The sequence below is a fragment of the Demetria terragena DSM 11295 genome (assembly GCF_000376825.1).
GTDB classification, from domain to species: domain Bacteria; phylum Actinomycetota; class Actinomycetes; order Actinomycetales; family Dermatophilaceae; genus Demetria; species Demetria terragena.
Genome location: NZ_AQXW01000004.1, coordinates 2,234,400 through 2,250,789, shown reverse-complemented (window position 1 = coordinate 2,250,789; position 16,390 = coordinate 2,234,400). Strand labels below are relative to the sequence as shown.

At 64.2% G+C, this 16,390-nt stretch carries 19 protein-coding genes; 7 read left to right on the top strand and 12 right to left on the bottom strand.

Annotated elements, in window-relative coordinates; all coding sequences use genetic code 11:
* Nucleotide 1 precedes the first annotated feature (1 nt).
* The 7 genes from F562_RS0115115 to F562_RS0115085 form a co-directional block, all read right to left on the bottom strand.
* Entirely contained in the window at nucleotides 2-1,450 is a 1,449-nt protein-coding gene (locus tag F562_RS0115115) for an aldehyde dehydrogenase family protein (RefSeq protein ID WP_018157814.1), read from the bottom strand.
* Nucleotides 1,450-2,544, bottom strand: a complete 1,095-nt coding sequence (locus F562_RS19515; protein ID WP_051080177.1) for a P1 family peptidase — start codon at nucleotides 2,542-2,544, stop codon at nucleotides 1,450-1,452. The genes F562_RS0115115 and F562_RS19515 overlap by 1 nt, the downstream gene beginning before the upstream one ends.
* A 1-nt stretch (nucleotide 2,545) precedes the next feature.
* Nucleotides 2,546-3,391 (bottom strand): ATP-binding cassette domain-containing protein, encoded by an 846-nt coding sequence (locus tag F562_RS21250; protein WP_018157812.1) that lies wholly within the window; start codon nucleotides 3,389-3,391, stop codon nucleotides 2,546-2,548.
* Nucleotides 3,388-4,182, bottom strand: a complete 795-nt coding sequence (locus F562_RS21245; protein ID WP_018157811.1) for an ABC transporter ATP-binding protein — start codon at nucleotides 4,180-4,182, stop codon at nucleotides 3,388-3,390. The genes F562_RS21250 and F562_RS21245 overlap by 4 nt, the downstream gene beginning before the upstream one ends.
* Nucleotides 4,179-5,024 carry an ABC transporter permease gene (locus F562_RS0115095; protein WP_018157810.1) on the bottom strand — a complete coding sequence of 282 codons (846 nt, stop codon included), beginning with the start codon at nucleotides 5,022-5,024 and terminating at the stop codon, nucleotides 4,179-4,181. The genes F562_RS21245 and F562_RS0115095 overlap by 4 nt, the downstream gene beginning before the upstream one ends.
* 325 nt (nucleotides 5,025-5,349) lie before the next feature.
* Nucleotides 5,350-6,297, bottom strand: coding sequence for an ABC transporter permease (locus F562_RS0115090; RefSeq protein WP_018157809.1), 948 nt, complete (start codon nucleotides 6,295-6,297; stop codon nucleotides 5,350-5,352).
* Nucleotides 6,297-7,817, bottom strand: coding sequence for an ABC transporter substrate-binding protein (locus F562_RS0115085; protein WP_018157808.1), 1,521 nt, complete (start codon nucleotides 7,815-7,817; stop codon nucleotides 6,297-6,299). Before F562_RS0115085 ends, F562_RS0115090 begins: the two co-directional genes overlap by 1 nt.
* Before the next feature lie 166 nt (nucleotides 7,818-7,983).
* Here F562_RS0115085 and F562_RS0115080 point away from each other — a divergent pair, with 166 nt between their 5' ends.
* From F562_RS0115080 to F562_RS0115070, 3 genes are all read left to right on the top strand, one after another.
* Nucleotides 7,984-8,397, top strand: a complete 414-nt coding sequence (locus F562_RS0115080) for a hypothetical protein (RefSeq protein WP_018157807.1) — start codon at nucleotides 7,984-7,986, stop codon at nucleotides 8,395-8,397.
* Nucleotides 8,397-8,600: a helix-turn-helix transcriptional regulator gene (locus tag F562_RS0115075; RefSeq protein ID WP_018157806.1), complete on the top strand. Its 204-nt coding sequence runs from the start codon at nucleotides 8,397-8,399 to the stop codon at nucleotides 8,598-8,600. The genes F562_RS0115080 and F562_RS0115075 overlap by 1 nt, the downstream gene beginning before the upstream one ends.
* A 122-nt stretch (nucleotides 8,601-8,722) precedes the next feature.
* The gene (locus tag F562_RS0115070) at nucleotides 8,723-9,286 is read left to right on the top strand and encodes a dihydrofolate reductase family protein (protein WP_018157805.1); all 564 of its coding nucleotides are present in this window, start codon (nucleotides 8,723-8,725) and stop codon (nucleotides 9,284-9,286) included.
* A gap of 21 nt (nucleotides 9,287-9,307) precedes the next feature.
* Here the strand turns inward: F562_RS0115070 and F562_RS19510 are convergent, their stop codons facing one another.
* From F562_RS19510 to F562_RS0115045, 4 genes are all read right to left on the bottom strand, one after another.
* Nucleotides 9,308-9,508: a hypothetical protein gene (locus tag F562_RS19510; protein ID WP_018157804.1), complete on the bottom strand. Its 201-nt coding sequence runs from the start codon at nucleotides 9,506-9,508 to the stop codon at nucleotides 9,308-9,310.
* 408 nt (nucleotides 9,509-9,916) lie between these two features.
* On the bottom strand, nucleotides 9,917-10,183 hold the full coding sequence (locus F562_RS0115055; RefSeq protein WP_156822684.1) for a hypothetical protein: 267 nt from the start codon (nucleotides 10,181-10,183) through the stop codon (nucleotides 9,917-9,919).
* Nucleotides 10,184-10,575: 392 nt separating this feature from the next.
* A complete protein-coding gene (locus F562_RS0115050) occupies nucleotides 10,576-10,959 on the bottom strand; it encodes an ankyrin repeat domain-containing protein (protein ID WP_018157801.1) in 384 nt (127 codons plus the stop codon).
* A gap of 25 nt (nucleotides 10,960-10,984) precedes the next feature.
* Nucleotides 10,985-11,518, bottom strand: coding sequence for an Lrp/AsnC family transcriptional regulator (locus F562_RS0115045; protein WP_018157800.1), 534 nt, complete (start codon nucleotides 11,516-11,518; stop codon nucleotides 10,985-10,987).
* Between the two features lie 69 nt (nucleotides 11,519-11,587).
* Here F562_RS0115045 and pdhA point away from each other — a divergent pair, with 69 nt between their 5' ends.
* Genes pdhA through F562_RS0115025 form a run of 4 tightly spaced genes read left to right on the top strand, consistent with a single transcriptional unit; the run spans nucleotide 11,588 to nucleotide 15,514 of the window.
* A complete protein-coding gene (gene pdhA / locus F562_RS0115040; RefSeq protein WP_083915571.1) occupies nucleotides 11,588-12,826 on the top strand; it encodes a pyruvate dehydrogenase (acetyl-transferring) E1 component subunit alpha in 1,239 nt (412 codons plus the stop codon).
* Nucleotides 12,823-13,833, top strand: a complete 1,011-nt coding sequence (locus tag F562_RS0115035) for an alpha-ketoacid dehydrogenase subunit beta (RefSeq protein ID WP_018157799.1) — start codon at nucleotides 12,823-12,825, stop codon at nucleotides 13,831-13,833. The genes pdhA and F562_RS0115035 overlap by 4 nt, the downstream gene beginning before the upstream one ends.
* The gene (locus tag F562_RS0115030) at nucleotides 13,830-15,149 is read left to right on the top strand and encodes a dihydrolipoamide acetyltransferase family protein (RefSeq protein WP_018157798.1); all 1,320 of its coding nucleotides are present in this window, start codon (nucleotides 13,830-13,832) and stop codon (nucleotides 15,147-15,149) included. Before F562_RS0115035 ends, F562_RS0115030 begins: the two co-directional genes overlap by 4 nt.
* Before the next feature lie 50 nt (nucleotides 15,150-15,199).
* On the top strand, nucleotides 15,200-15,514 hold the full coding sequence (locus F562_RS0115025) for a DUF4333 domain-containing protein (RefSeq protein ID WP_018157797.1): 315 nt from the start codon (nucleotides 15,200-15,202) through the stop codon (nucleotides 15,512-15,514).
* A 20-nt stretch (nucleotides 15,515-15,534) separates the two neighbouring features.
* Here F562_RS0115025 and F562_RS0115020 read toward each other — a convergent pair whose 3' ends face one another.
* Nucleotides 15,535-16,266: a GntR family transcriptional regulator gene (locus F562_RS0115020; RefSeq protein WP_018157796.1), complete on the bottom strand. Its 732-nt coding sequence runs from the start codon at nucleotides 16,264-16,266 to the stop codon at nucleotides 15,535-15,537.
* Nucleotides 16,267-16,390: the final 124 nt, after the last annotated feature.

Below are 16,390 nucleotides of genomic sequence, written 5' to 3'. Positions count from 1 at the left end.
GTCAGGTTGTGGAACTACGGATGATCGCCATCCGCGTGACCGTGAGTTCCTCGATCGCAAAACGCGGACCCTCCCGGCCGATACCGGAGTCCTTAACCCCGCCATACGGCATGACATCCGATCGGAATCCGGGGACCTCGTTGATGACGACGCCGCCCACTTCGAGTTCGTCGATTGCCCGGTGGGCCGCTGCTAGCGACGAGGTGAACACACTGGCCTGCAGGCCGTAGCGCGAGTCATTGACCAGGTCGAAGGCTTCATCGAGGTCCGCAACGGTGCGTACGCACACCACCGGCCCGAAGACTTCTTCCTCCCAGATCTGTTGCCCAGCACGCACATTGAGCAGGATGGTCGGCTGGATGGAGCGTTCTGTCCTTGCCCCTCCAGCCGCGAGTTCGGCGCCAGCCTCGACGGCCTCTTCGACCCAGTCGAGCACCCGCTGAGTGGAACGCTCATCGATAAGCGAACTCACCCGAGTCGCTTCATCGCGCGGATCGCCGACGACCACATCACCGATACGCGAGCGCAGCCGGTCGATGAAGGCCTCCCGCGCCGAGTCGACCACGATTACCCGCTGAACCGAGATGCACGCTTGGCCAGAGGCGTAGTAACCGCCTCGCACAACCGCCGCCGCGGCCGCATCCACGTCGGCATCCTCGGCTACCACGAGCGCCGAGTTGGACCCCAACTCCAACAACACCTTGGTCGGCGCAGCCGCCTTCGCAATGGCGTGACCAACTCCAGCCGACCCCGTGAACGACACAGCCGACACCCGCGAGTCGGTGGTGAGCGCCTGCCCAACAGCCGCGTCGCCGGTCACCAACTGCACTGCCGCCAACGGAAGTTCGTGCTGGATGAGCGCCTCGCGCATAAGGTGCACCAACCACAATGTCGCCAGGGGCGTCGGCTCCGCGGGTTTCACCACGACCGGGCACCCGGCAGCAAACGCCGGGGCAACCTTATGGGCAGCCAGCAGTAGCGGGTAGTTATAGCCAGCGATCCCGACCACCACACCGATCGGCTTGCGCTGCCAGAAGCCCATCAAGCCGTCACCGCTAGGCAGCAGGTCCAGCGGCACCGTCTCTCCGTGCAGTCGGGCGACTTCCTCAGCGGATGTCTCCAAGGTCAGCAAGGTTCGGTCCACCTCGACCCGGCAGTCGAGGAGTGGCTTGCCCGTCTCCAGCACGAGCAGGTTCTCGAACTCGCTTCGCTTATCTGCGAGTTCAGCATGAACCTGACGAAGGACCGCCCGGCGAGCGTATGACGAGATCCTGGCTACGCGTCGCTTCACGGCATCGGCGGCGTCGATTGCCCGCCGCGCCAGTTCGGCATCGCCTTCGGGCGCTTGGGCCACAACCGATCCGTCAAAAGGAAAATGGATGTCGCGGGTGTCGGTCGTTGCCGTCCACACCTCGCCAATGGGAAGACCGTCTGGCCACTCGAATGTCATCAATTTCCTTTGCTCACAACGCCTGTCGAGGTCTCGACAGCAAATGCGGACGGGAGCGCGTCACGATAGGAACGCCACTCCTGGGTGCCTGTCACCGTCTCCGCCGCCAGCATTGCGTGCCCGACGGCGCGAGTGAAGCAGTCACCCGCTGCTTCCAGAAGATCGTGAAAACCATAGAGATCCAACGGGTCTCGTCGAGCGGTCGACAATCCAAAGATCGTGTCACCGTCAAACATGGTGTGCACCGGGTTCACCGCGCGAGCGAGGCCGTCATGACCGACTCCTGCCATCTTTTGGCACTGCGCCTTGGTCAACGTCGCGTCGGTCGCGACCACGCCAATCGTTGTCGCCATGGCGTACGGCGTCGGGGAGCTCTCCTGTTCGGAGCGATCGCGAGCGAGCTGCCGAGCTGCCGCCAATTCCTCCGGGTCGGCGGGCCCCATCGCAGGAAACTCGCCTGGCATGCCGAAGCGGGTCGCATACAACTCACCGGTGCGCGGATCTACCGCGGAGCCAAGAGCATTAACTGCAACGAGCGCCGCCACGGTGGTGCCGTCGGGCAGCACCGTGCTGGCTGACCCGATCCCCCCTTTGAGTCCGCCTGCCTTGGCGCCCGTTCCGGCGCCGATGACACCGATCGCGCACGCCGAGTCTGATGAGGCAGCCGCTGCTGCGTCGTACGCCTCCGCGCCCATTCTGGCGTCGGGACGAGCCGCGAAATCACCTCCCCGACCTAGGTCGAAGAGCACCGCGGTCGGCACGATCGGCACCACGCCACCGCCGATGGGCAGCCCTATCCCGGTACCCTCCAATCGCTGCATCACGCCGCCCGCTGCGTCGAGCCCATATGCGCTTCCGCCGGTCAGCACGACCGCGTGCACGCGTTCCACCAGGTTGCGCGGGTCCAACGCGTCGGTCTCGCGCGTTCCCGGCCCGCCGCCACGGACGTCAACACCCGCGATGGCGCCATCGTCCCCGGCCAGCACACAGGTTGTCCCGCTGAGCCACCCTTCACCCATCCGCTGCGCGTGACCAACACGCAGGCCTGCCACATCGTGCAGCGAATTCGTGGATCCCGTTAGCGCAGAGCTCATCTCAGACATCCTGTCGCACCCCTGCCGCCAGGTCGGCAGCAGACCGGCCAGCGAGCGCGTCGTTCAAGCTGGGGATGGCCGCAACCAGGGAACGGGTGTAGTCATGCTGTGGGTGGTCATACAGTTGTGCCGTCGGCCCTGCCTCAACCACCTCGCCCGACTTCATGACCGCGACCTGATCACAGACATAGCGCACCACGGACAGGTCGTGCGAGACGAAGATCAGCGTCAGGTCGAGCCGATCAACGAGGTCCAGCATGAGTTCCAGGACAGTGGCGCGCACCGACACATCGAGCGCGCTCACCGGTTCGTCCGCCAGCAGGATGCTCGGCTCGGGTGCCAAGGCACGTGCGATTGAGATGCGTTGTCGCTGGCCGCCGGAGAACTGGTGCGGGTATCGACGCGCTGAATCCGACGGCAGGCCAACCGATTCCAGCAGCTCTGCGATCCGTTTCGCGTCATGTGGCTTGCCCTGGGCGACCAGCGGCTCGGCAACAATGTCCCGGACCCGCATGCGTGGATTGAGCGAACCCATCGGGTCCTGGAGCACCAACTGCATCTGGTCCCGAAGGAACCCGAGCTTCTTCTCGCTCACACCCGCAATGTCGCGCCCATCGATCTCGACCGTGCCCGAGGTCGGACGGTCCAGCCCGGCGAGGATGCGCAGCAGAGTCGATTTCCCGGACCCGGACTCCCCGACGATCCCGAACCGGCTACCGGCCGGGATATCCAACGAAATACCACGCAACGCCGAAACCACTGGCGCAGGACGGAACAGCGAGGTCCGCTGCCGGCGGTAGTCGCGGCGTACGTCGTGGAGACGCACGAGGGGCCGTTCGGCGGTCATGACGCCCCCTTCGATAGGTCGGAGGCGGCAAGCAATTTCTGGGTGTACTCATGCTGCGGCCTGGCCAGCACCTCACTGGTCGGTCCGCGTTCCACGACTTTCCCGTCCGTCATGACCAACACCTGATCGCAGACTGTCGCCACCACCGCCAGGTCGTGGGAAATAAACAGCATCGCGGCATCGCGTTGCGCGATGCCCCGCGTGATGAGGTCGAGCACCAACGCCTGCACGGTGACATCCAGCGCGGTCGTCGGTTCATCACAGATGAGCAAGTCCGGGTCGTTCGCGAGCGCGATGGCGGCGACCACGCGTTGGCGCTGGCCGCCGGACAACTGGTGTGGGTATGCCTTCGCCGCCTCGGCCGGTGAGGGCAGACCGACGTCGTCGAGCAAGGCGATGGCCGCCTGGCGCGCGGCTTTTCGTCCCTGCCTGGTGCCGTGGATCAGCATGACCTCGGCGACCTGATTCCCTACTCGCATGGTGGGATTCAGCGCGGTCATCGGCTCTTGGAAGATCATCGACATCCGATGTCCGCGCAGGCTCGCCAAGGTTGTTTCCGATGCCTCCAGCAGGTTGCCCTCAACACCGTCGACGACGACCTCGCCTGTGGCGGTCAGCCCTTCAGGCAGCAGCCCCAGCAACGCCAGGGACGTCAGGGACTTGCCCGACCCGGACTCTCCAATGAGTCCCACGCGTTCGCCTGCACCAACGGTCAGATCAACGCCACGGACCAGGGATCGCTGCCCGGCGCGTACGACCAGGTTGCGGGCCTCGAGCACCGGGGTGGTCATCGTGCCTCCTCGGAAGTCTTGGCCAGTCGCGGATCGAGCAGGTCGCGCAATCCGTCGCCGAGCAGGTTGAACCCGAGCACGGCGACCGCGATCGCGGCACCGGGAATGAGCGCAAGCCGCGGCGCCTGGGACAGCATCGACTGGCTCTCCTGCAGCATCCGCCCCCAGGATGGAACATCAGGTGGCGCGCCAAGACCAAGGAACGACAGCGCCGCCTCGGCGAGGATGGCGATGGCGAAAGCAACGGAAGCTTGGACGATGATCAGGCTGGTGACGTTGGGCAGGACGTGGCGCAGTGCGATAGCCAACTTGCCGCGTCCAGCGACTCGCGCGGCCAACACATAATCCTGCGTGAGCACGGTCAGCGCGCCACTACGCACGACTCGGGCGAACGCCGGAACCGTGGCGATGCCAATGGCGACCATCGCGGTGACGACGCTGCCGCCGTAAACCGCTGCCAGCATGATGGCCAGCAGCAGCGCCGGGAACGCCAGCACCAGGTCGCTTGCCCGCATGATGAGGTTGCCCAACCATGGCCAGGTCATGGCGGCCAGCAGCCCAAGTGGTACGCCCACCACAGCCGCCACACCGACCGCGACGATGCCGACCAGCAAAGTCGTGCGGGCTCCCACCAGGATTTGGGAGAGCGTGTCTCGACCGAGCTTGTCGGTCCCGAGCAGGTGCCCGTCGGAGAACATCCCCGCGAGACGATCTTCTGGCACCACCAGATCCGGCGGATAGGGCACCCAGACAAACGACAACAGCGCCGCGCCGACGACCAGGCTGACCAGCAGGACGCCCACCAGCAGCGACGGGTTGAGTCGAGCGCGCAGGTTACGCATCACCCATCACCGCCACCTCTGATCGAGACCAACGCCCAAGGCCTCGACACGACCCGCGAGCCCAACGGCGGTCGAGTAGGCGGGAACGCAGTGACCCGCCGCATCGAGGCCACTCGACACGACTCGCGAGACCAACGCCGGTCGAGTAGGCGGGAACGCAGTGACCCGCCGCATCGAGACCACTCGACACGACTCGCGAGACCAACGCCGGTCGAGTAGGCGGGAACGCAGTGACCCGCCGTATCGAGACCACCCACCAAGGCCTCGACACGACTCGCGCTAGCCCGCTCACCGGCCTCGACCAGCGTTAGTGGCGCGTTATGGCTCATGCTGCACCTCGCAGTCGTGGGTCAATCAGGGCATAGAGCAGGTCAACAACGAAGTTGATCACCAGGACGGCCGCGACCAGCAGCATGACGATGTCTTGCACGAGGATCAGGTCGCGCTGTGCGACGGCATCGAGCAGGCCGCTGCCCAGACCCGGGATTGCGAAGACGCGCTCCACGACAACGGCCCCGATCAGCAGGGTGGCCAACTGCAGTCCAAGAACAGTCACCACCGGGATGGCCGCGTTGCGCAAACCATGCCTCGTGAGCGCCCGCATCGGCGTGAGGCCCTTGGCGCGCGCGGTGCGGATGTAGTCCTCGCGCATCACGTCCAGCACCGCCGAGCGGACGTAGCGCGCGAGCACAGCGGCCTGCACCAGGGCCAGTGAAATCACCGGGAGCACAAGCTGTTTCAAGAACAAGACAGGGTCGTACGCGGGTGGCGTCCATCCACCGCTAGGCAACCAGTTCAGCCCGACCGCGAAGACTGCCACTAGCAGCAGCGCGGCGAGGAAAGCCGGGATCGCGACCCCGAGCTGGGAAAAGGCCGACAACAGCATTCCGCTGAGGTTGCGGTGGCGTACGGCCATGAGCGTGCCGAGCGGAACAGCCACCACCAGCGCGAGAACGATCGCGCACACCACCAGCCAGAGCGTTACCTGGAAGCGGTCCCACACTTGCGGTCCGATGGCCGCTCCGGAGATGTAGGACTCCCCTAGGTCAAAGCGCACCAATCCGCTGACCCAGTCAAGGTATTGGGCAGGAAGAGACTGATCGAGCCCGTAGGTTTTCTCCATCGCGGCGACCGCTTCGTCGGTGGCTCCGACACCCAGCGCGACGCGGGCGGGACTGCCCGGCAGGACCGCCATGAAACCGAAAACCACCACGCTGCTCACCGCCAGACTGATCAACAGGACACCGAGGCGTGTCAGGAATCGCAGCACCATCAGGACCTCTTCAACGCCGCGAGATCGAAGCCCTCGGTGATCGAGTTCTCCGGCAGTCCCGTGATGTCTTTGTCGGACACTATGAGGTTGGGCAGCACGAACAAAAAGTCGGCCGCGCCTTCCTGCGCGATGAGCCGGCCGGCGCTCTTCATCGCCTCAATCTGCTGGTTCGGGGTTCCGGTGTCGGCGCGCTTCAGCAACGTGGCCATCTGTGGGTTCTGGAAGTGCGTGTAGTAGTCGGGGTTGCCGAAAACGGCTGCCATGTCACGGGGTTCGGCGTGCGCAATCATCGACAGCTCATAGTCGCTGCCCGTCAGAACCGACGTCAGCCACGCGGCCGGGAACTCCAGGACATCAACCTTGACGGTGAACCCGACCTGCTCAAGCGCGCTCTTGACGACGGGCCCGCACGAGGCGGCATACGGCAGGCTCGGCAATCGCAGACGCACGGGCTTGTCCGCCTTGCCAGACTGCTTCAGGAGGCGCTTGGCCTTCGCCGGGTCATACGGCGTGACGCCGGTGAGATCTTCGTACCAAGGGTCGGTGGGCGGCACCATCGACCCAATCTGCTTGCCGTAACCCGCCCAGCAGGTGTCGATCAGGCTCTTCTTGTTGATCGCGTGCCGTGCTGCGAGCCGCACCCGTTTGTCATTGAAGGGCGCGGTCGAGGCGTTCATCGACAGCACCACTTCTGAGTTCGTCGTGCCCTCAACGATAGTGAAGTCATCGCTCGGAAACTCGCTCATCGTTTCTGGCGCCTGCACCGTGCCTAAGACGTCGATCGTCCGCGACTTCATGGCGTTGTTCGCGGAGATGCTGTCCTTGAAGTACAGCAGCGCGACGCTCTTGAAGTACGGCTGCTTGCCCCAGTAATTTTCGTTGCGACGCAACACAATTGAGTCGCCGCGCTTCCAGTGGGAGAAGACAAACGGCCCGGTGCCGACTGGCTTAGTCGCCAGATCCTTCGCGCCTTCGGGGAACATCGCGCCGATGCGCGTCGTCATCGCATAAAGCCAGGAGTTGCTGGGCTGCTTCAACGTGACTTTCAACCGGGTGGGACTGACCGCTTCGGCCTTCTTGACCGGGTCCATGCCGGCCTTGAGCGAGATCGTCCAAGCGTCCGACTTCACTTGGTTGATTGACCAGACTGCGTCCGCTGCCGTGAACGCGCTGCCGTCGCTGAACTTCACACCGGGCCACAGGGTGAAGACATAGGTTTTGCGATCCTTCGAGACGGTCCACCCCTTCGCGAGGCCTGGCACCAGATCGCCATTCTGACTCTGTTTCACGAGCGTCTCGTAGATGTTGCCGAGCTCGACCTGCGGGATCGCGACGCCGTCGTTCTTGGTGAAGTCCAGGCTCGTCGGTTCGGCCGCCAACCCGATGCGTACGTTCCGCTGACCCTCCCCGACACCAGCGCCGTCGGGAACGTTGCCCGCCCCAGCGCTGCAGGAAGCAGTGCCCATTGTCGTGATGGCGACGAGGGCGAGGAGGCGTCTGCGAACTGGCACGGACGCCATCTTGGCGCACGCCGGGTTTGTCACGCGAGCGAACGCTCAAGGTTCGATACCGCCACGACGGGGTCATGACAAGGACGCTTGACATCGTCCATGCCCAAGTGTCAAGGTTGCTTAACGTCAATGACGCTTTACTTAGCGTCCAGTCGCGACCACGAGAGGCAACACCATGAAACCGTTCGCAAAGATCACCCTCGCGACGGTGCTCGGCATCAGCACCGGCGCACTCATCGGCCTCGGAATGTCCAACGCTCATCCTGACAAGCCGCTGTGGGTCTCGGTGTTCGCCTATGCGGCGGCTTGCGGGCCGATCCTGGCCGCTGGGGTCTATTACCTACTCCTGAACCGCCGCGTGATGAATGAAGCACAGGAGGCAGCGCGGCACAACGTCGAGGCGCACTGGGCCGAACAAGCCGGCCTGCCAGCCTGGACTGCCACCATCGTCATCCTGATCGCGATCAGCCTCTTCGGCCAAGCTATCGGCGTCTCGTGGCTGGAACACCTGGGCACCGCTCATGTCGCCGTCGTCGGCTTGGGCAGCTATGCCGTGAGCTACTTCCTCATCAAGCGCCGGGAATCCTGATGCGCAACACCATCAGCGCACTTCGCGCCGCAAGCGGCCAGTCGCAGCAGGCTCTTGCCGAAGCGCTGGGTGTCTCCCGCCAGACCGTCATCTCCTTGGAGAAGGGGCGCTACGACCCCTCCCTCCCACTGGCGTTCCGCCTCGCCCGGCATTTTGGATGCGCCATTGAAGACATCTTTGAGCCACCGGGCCCAGACGAGTGAGCGACTTAGGGAAAGGGCACGGCAGCCAGGACGTCCGCAGACCTCGCGACCCACATTTCCACTTACGATCCGACTGCGACCCGCAAGCACCGACGAACGCATCGCCTAGCGGAGGTACCTCCATGAGCACCGTGCAATATCAGTGCGCCATGTCTTTGGACGGCTTCATCGCCGGAGCCGGAGGAGACATGTCCTGGCTCAGCGGCGCGTCCACCCCACCCGAAGACGAACCCCACAGCGAGACCGGGACCAACCCGTTAGTCCACAGGGTGGGCGCGGTCCTGTGCGGACGTCGCACCTATGACGGCGACGATCCCCATGCCGCCACGGACAAGGAAGGCGCCTACGACGGGCAGTACGGCGGACCCATGTTCGTTCTCACTCACCGCCTCCCGGACATCCCCACGCCAGACGTGACGTTCATCGACGACGTGGAGACTGCGATCTCTTTGGCCAAAGCCGCAGCGGGCGACAAAGTCGTGAGTGTGCTTGGCGCGAACGTCGCGCGACAGTGCTTAGAACTCGGGCTACTCGACGAAGTCCTCGTCTACCTCACGCCCGTGCTCCTCGGCGATGGTGTTCGACTCTTTGATCGACCTGGCGGGGCGCCGGTCTACCTCGATCTGGTGGAGTCGAGTTCGATGTACGTACGAGCGTCAGTCCGGGTCGTCGAAGACCCGGACTGACGCCTCGCACTCAGAACCTCGTCACACGCCACCGAGGAGCTCTCGCCGGTGGTCAACGGCTTGGACCCCCACGACTAAACCAGCGCCGGTTGATTTGCGCACCAACTTGATCGCGTCGTGGTATTGGTCCTGCACGAGCAGGGCATCTACCTCAGCAGCCAGCGGTTCGGGCAGGAGGAGCGGAACGCTTTCGCGTTCCTGCTCCCGACGGAACGGCCACATATCGACGACCTCCTGGACGTTCGGGTCATGAGTTCAGCACTCATGACGGTAACAAATCGACTGCCCGAATCAATGGGTTCCTGTACGAGGATGAACCCTGACCTCACATGAGTCGGCCTACAGACTGGCAGAGAATATATCTAAAGGCCGTTTACCGATACAGATCGTGCGCTAGGAATTCAGGCCACGACTCCCATGAAGACCACGGCGAACCAAATCCCTAATGCGAATCCTAGGAGCAACTGAGTCGTCAAGGTTAACAACTGTGTGCGGCGAGACGCCCCACCTTTCTGGCTAGCCCACATGGTGCCGACCGAGGCGAGGACAAAACCTACGCCTACCAGAACAAGCACACTTTCTGCGTCAGACACAAGTCCTCCAATTTGTGGTCACAGGCTGAACTAAAAGTCAACAGATCGAATGAGCAACGATCCCCTCCAGGGCTGACCCAGCAGCCAGCGCGCTAGCCAATGCGTTTCCGGTCGCCTGACTCACGAAAAAGCCTGCAACCGTAAAGCCACCCGTCGCAGCCAGACCCGCAACCACGGCCGTCCCAAGGGCGAGGAGGCCAGCGGTCACGAGTGGAACACAAAAACCGTCGTCGAACCAACCTCCCTTAACAACACGCCCATCCTTGCCCTGAAATTCAACCTGCCGGTCCGCATCAACGCGCACGGAACGAATGCTCGAAAGCTGGACGGCCGTGCTGTCGACTCCAACACTCGCCTTCACTCGTTCAATGTCTTCTGAAGTTAAGCCCACCGACAGTGGCCCACTGGAGGGAGTCGGCTACTTTAATTGCGGTAAATCCGGGCTCCATGCCAGCATTTGTTGGCGCAGCTACTGCGTGTGCTCCCACCCCACACCCAAAAGCAGTCATTCGACCGGCCTTCCAATCACGGACGTTTCACAGCGGCACTGGCCGATCAAGGGTCGTTACGGGGCTTCTTGCATATTGAGATTCCTCGGGCAGAGTTGCGTTTTACGCAACGCCAGTCACTACCAACTGCCCCACCCGGCGGGCGTGCCCGCCGGTTAACCTACTTCCGGCCGGGCCTCCCGAGTCGTTAACTGATGAGTTCGCCGCGACCAAAAAGAAGTGCCGTCTCCCGCGCTGACGGCGAGCCAAGATCAAGGTCTGCGCCCGCATCCATGAGTAGCCACACCACGGTGTCCTCACCCTTGAATACCGCACCGGCGATCGGTGACTGGCCGCGATCGTTGAGGCGGTTCACGTCGGCGCCGCGCTCCAGCAGAACGCTCACTACACCCGCCTGGCCGTGATAGGCCGCGAGCATCAGCAGGGTATTGCCGGACGGATCGGTCAGGTCGACGGGCACCCCGCGGTCGAGCATCGCGCCGAGACGCTCCGCGTCGCCTTCGCGCGCAAGATCGAAACAGGCATGCGCACACTCCACCAACCGTGGGTCGAGTCCTGCGTCTGTTGCCATACGCCGATGGTAAGGCAGGTTTGCCTTACTTCCTACCCCGAAGGGCTGACCAGTCCGGCCCGGGCCCGCGAATCTCCTCGAAGGCGAGTGAGGTTCGCGTCGCCGTCACCCCAGGGATCGCCTGAATGCGATCCAGCACGAGCGTGCGCAACGTGACGTTGTCGGGCGCATGTACCAGCACCAGGACGTCGAACTCCGAGGCCAGCAGTGCGATGGAGTCGACAAAGGGCAACTGGGCCATCTCCGCCGAGACCCGGCGCCACGTGTTCTGCTCGATGTTGACCGAGACATACGCCGTCGTCGTCAGCCCGACCCGGTGCGGGTCGATGCGGGCGGCGAAGCCCTGGATCGCCCCGGAGCTGGTGAGGCGGTCGAGTCGTGCGTACGCGTTCGCGCGGCTGATGTGCAAACGCTCAGCGATAGCGCGAATTGATAGTCGGGCGTCGGCGAGGAGTTCCGCCACGAGGGCACGGTCAGTGTCATCAAGCTCGGCAGTGCGTCCAGAAGCAGCGGCATTCGGAGCGCCAGTCTTGGACGAATTGGTCGCTGACGGTGACATGAAAGTCATTATGTCTTGTTGTGGGAGCCCAATGCACGCCAATCGACAAGCGGGAGCGACGATGGTGTGATGGACACCACAGCGCGTGCGGATGGTTTGGGTGCGGGTCTCGATACGCCCTCGCCTAGCGGCTCGGTCTACTCGACCAACGTTGAGGGCACCGGCTCGGGCTACTCGACCAACGGTGGTGGTGGGTCGAGCGTGGAGGGTCAGGTCGCGGACGTGGCGCGCCTGCTGCCCAGTCCGGTGCCGGTGCAGTTGCTCACGGCGGATGGGCGCCGCGCCGACGAGCAGAGCCCGTACTCGATGCCAAGCGGCGAACGCCTGGTCGAGGTGTGGCGGCAAATGGTCATCGGCCGCCGTCTGGATATGCAATGCACGGCCCTCACCAAGCAGGGACGGCTCGCGGTCTATCCCAGCTCGCGCGGACAGGATGCCTGCCAGGTCGGTGCCGCGATGGCCATTCGACCGACCGACTGGATGTTCCCGACCTATCGGGAGTCGGTCGCCCTCTTCACGCGTGGAATCGACCACTTGGAGGTCCTCAGCCTGCTGCGCGGCTCATCGCACTGCGGCTATGACCCGGTCGCGCACAAGACCGCCCCGCAGTGCACTCCCCTGGCGACCCAACTCATCCACGCGGCAGGCGCGGCCTATGGCGAACGCCGCCGCGGCCGGGACGCTGTCGCGCTGGCCTTCATTGGCGACGGCGCCACCAGTGAGGGTGACTTCCACGAGGCACTTAACTTCGCGGCGGTCTTCAAGGCGCCGGTCATCTTCTTCGTCCAGAACAACAAGTACGCGATCTCCGTCCCGTTGGCGAAGCAGAGCAAGGCGCCATCGTTGGCATACAAGGGAATTGGCTACGGCGTCCGCAGCGAGCAGATCGACGGCAACGACCCGGCAGCGGTTCTCGCCGTCCTCGACACCGCAGTCGAGCACGCCCGCACTGGCCAAGGCCCCTTCCTCGTAGAGGCGCACACCTACCGCATCGACGCACACACCAACGCTGACGATGCGAGTCGATACCGGCAGCCCGATGAAGTGACCGGGTGGCTGGCCAAGGACCCCATCGACCGCATAGCGGCCTACTTGCGTGCCGAGGGGCTGCTTGATCAAGCGCTTCAGGACGAGGTCGAGGCCGAAAGTGAGCGCCTCGCAAGCGATCTGCGCGACGGCATGAACGCTGAGCCCGTGGTTGACCCGGCCGCGATGTTCGACCACACCTTCGCCGAGCCCACCCCGCAATTGCTGCAACAGCGCGACATGCTCATGGGCGAACTACACGCCGAAGGAGTCACTCGATGAGCACCTTCACGATGGGCCAGGCGCTCAATCACGGACTGCGGGATGCCATGGCGGCCGATGACAACGTGGTGATGTTTGGTGAGGACGTCGGCACCCTTGGCGGCGTCTTCCGGGTCACGGACGGGCTCGCAAAGGACCTCGGTGAAGACCGCTGCTTCGACACGCCACTCGCTGAGGCCGGGATTGTCGGCTTCGCAATTGGCATGTGCCTCACCGGTTTTCGGCCCGTTGTTGAGATGCAGTTTGACGCCTTTGCGTATCCCGCATTCGAGCAGATCACCTCACACGTGGCCAAGACCCGCAATCGCACCTCCGGCCGGGTCGGACTTCCGATGGTCATTCGCGTGCCGTACGCCGGCGGAATCGGGGGCGTCGAGCATCACTGTGACTCCAGCGAGGGCTACTACGCGCACACCCCCGGCCTCAAGGTCGTGACACCGTCAACACCGGCCGACGCCTATGCGTTGCTGCGGGCCGCGATTGAGGATCCAGACCCGGTCATCTTCATGGAGCCTAAGAGCCTCTACTGGTCTAAGGAAGAGCTCTCCCTGCCGGTTGAGGCACCACCTTTCGGACGAGCATCAGTGCGCCGTAAAGGAACTGACGTCACGATCGTGACCTACGGGCCGTCCGTCCCCACCGCGCTGAAGGCTGCCGAGGCGGCCTCTGCCGAAGGATGGGACGTCGAGGTCGTCGACCTTCGCACCATCGTTCCGTTCGACGACGAGACCGTCGTGGAGTCCGTACGCCGCACCGGCCGATGCGTCGTCGTCGCCGAAGCCCAGGGATTTGCTGGCGTTGCCGGCGAGGTCGCGGCACGCGTTACCGAGCGCTGTTTCCACTCGCTCGCCGCACCAGTGCTACGTGTCAGCGGGCTGGACATCCCTTATCCCGCACCAAAATTGGAGGAGCATTACCTGCCCAGCGTCGATCGCATCCTGGACGCCATTGCTCGCCTGCAATGGGACGATCAGCCCGATCTGGTTCACGTTGGAGCATCGTCATGAGTCAGGTTTTCATGCTCCCCGACCTCGGCGAGGGCCTCACCGAAGCCGAAATCGTCGAATGGCTCGTCGATGAGGGCGCGGAGGTCAGCGTCGACCAGCCCGTGGTGGTGGTCGAGACCGCCAAGGCAACAATCGACGTGCCCTGCCCCTACGCCGGCCAGGTCGAGCGACAGCACGGTGCCGTCGGCGAGTTCATCGCCGTGGGCACGCCCCTCGTGACGGTAGCTCCGGCTGGAGACCCCAGCCAGGAGCAATACCGCGAAGAGGAGCGGGCTGGTGCTAAGCCCCCCGCCACGGACGAAGGCTCGGGTGCCGTACTCATCGGCTATGGCACCAGCGACTCGGGCGGTGTGTCCACGACCGCCCGCGCCAACCGTCGAGCGCAATTGCGCCGCGGGGACGCGCATTCGATCGGACCGATCGAGCGCTCTAGCGCACCAACGGTCCGATCGAATGCGGCCGTACGCGTCATCTCACCGATCGTGCGCCGCCTGGCCAGCGAGCACGGCGTTGACCTGGCTGCGCTGTCTGCGCGGCACGGAGGTGCGGTGCTGCGGCGAAGCGATATCGAAGCAGAGATCGCAGCAGCCGTCGAGGCAGGCTCGACCGCCGTCGAGCAATCCGCTGGCGAACGGATCCCGCTCACCGGAATTCGCCGCGCGATCGCGGACAAACTCACCACGAGCCGTCGCGAGATTCCCGACGCCACCACCTGGGTCGACGCGGACGCGACGGGATTGGTGGAGGCGAAGGATGCGCTGCGGGCCGCGCACCCGGACGCGGGAATTGGTGTGCTCCCGCTACTAGCCCGCATCTGCGTCGCCGCGCTCACGCGATACCCCGAGCTCAACGCCAGCGTGGACACCGAACGCCACGAGATCGTGCGTCATCCACGCGTCAACCTCGGATTCGCTGCACAATCACCGCGCGGGCTGGTGGTCCCGGTCGTCCACGGCGCCGACCAACTCACCACCCGCAGCCTGGCCGAGGCACTGCGCGATCTCACCGTGCGAGCCCGCGAGGGCAACCTCGCTCCGTCCGACCTCACCGGTGGCACCTTCACGCTCAACAACTACGGAGTTTTCGGGGTCGATGGCTCCACGCCCATCATCAATCACCCCGAAGCGGCGATGATCGGCGTCGGTCGCATCATCGAGCGTCCCTGGGTCCTCAACCATGAGTTGGCGATTCGCCACGTCACGCAGGTTGGATTGACGTTTGATCATCGGGTCTGCGACGGCGGCTCAGCAGGAGGATTCCTGCGGGCCGTGGCCGACGGCATCGAGCGCCCCATCGAACTGCTGGCCGACCTCTAGCGCGAGCCCACTAGCATGGCGCGAAACCGTACGTTTTCCTGGAGGAACCCATGCCCCGCACTCGTCGCACCATGACCGTCGCAGCCGCGGCGCTCGCTATTGCCCTCGGCGCCTCAGGGTGCGGCACGCAGGAGGCGGACAGCGACCAGGTCGCCGACGAGCTCACGAAGGCGCTGGAGAAGTTGCCCGCACTGAAGGGCAAAGACGTCACAGACAGCACCTGTGATGGCAGCCTGAAGGCGGAGGTCGGCCAGACGACTCAGTGCGAGGTCAAGGTGGACGGCAAGGCGCAGAAATTCACCGCGAAGGTGTCCGCGGTGAACGACGAGACCGTTCGCTTCAACTTCACCCCGACGAAGAAGTAAGCCGAAGGCGCCCGCGTCGGCTATCGCTCGTCGAGCATCAGATCGATGGTGTAATCGGCGGCGCGGTAGCAGTGGTCGCCATATTCCACGGCCTGCCCGGCGCTGTCGAACGCGAGCCGCGTCATCGTCAGCAGCGGCTGGGTTCCCCTGAGTTGTAGGTGCCGACGCTCCGGCGCCGTGGGCATCCGGGCACCAATGCTCTGGCGCGCGACGACCGGGCGCACTCCACGATTATGGAGGGCTTGATACATCCCGCCCGTGCGCAACTCGTCCTCCGACAAGTCGTGGTACGCCGGCGGCAGCCAGTTCTGCAACAACGCCAGCGGGGAATCGCCAGCGAAGCGCAGCCGCTTCACATAGAGCAGCGGCGTGTCAGGTGGCAGGTCGAGTCCCACCGCGGCGGGCTCATTCTCAACGAGTTCCAGCTCCAGCAACTCCGTGCGCGGCGTCTGGCCCGCACCCTGCAGGTCGTCATAAAGGCTGGTCAGACCGACTTTGCGGTGCACTTTGCGGTTGGACACGGTCGTCCCGAGGCCACGACGACGGATAACCAAACCTTGGTCGACAAGTTCTTGGATCGCCCGACGCACCGTGGGTCGCGAAAGACGCAGGCGCTGAGCTATCGCCACCTCGTTCTCGAACGGGTCCCCAGGCTGGAGCCGACCGTCGGTAACGGCCTGCTGAAACTGTTGGGCCAGTTGGTGATACAGGGGGACTGGCGAACTCCGGTCAATGACGATCGGCACCTGCATGGCACTCATGGCCGCATCGTATCCCTAGTCAACCGTACGGCGTGAGGTTAATATGTCCTAACATATAGTTGCCCTTCACGAGCAGACCCGGCAGAGTAAGTGAAGCCCAAACCACCAACGTCAG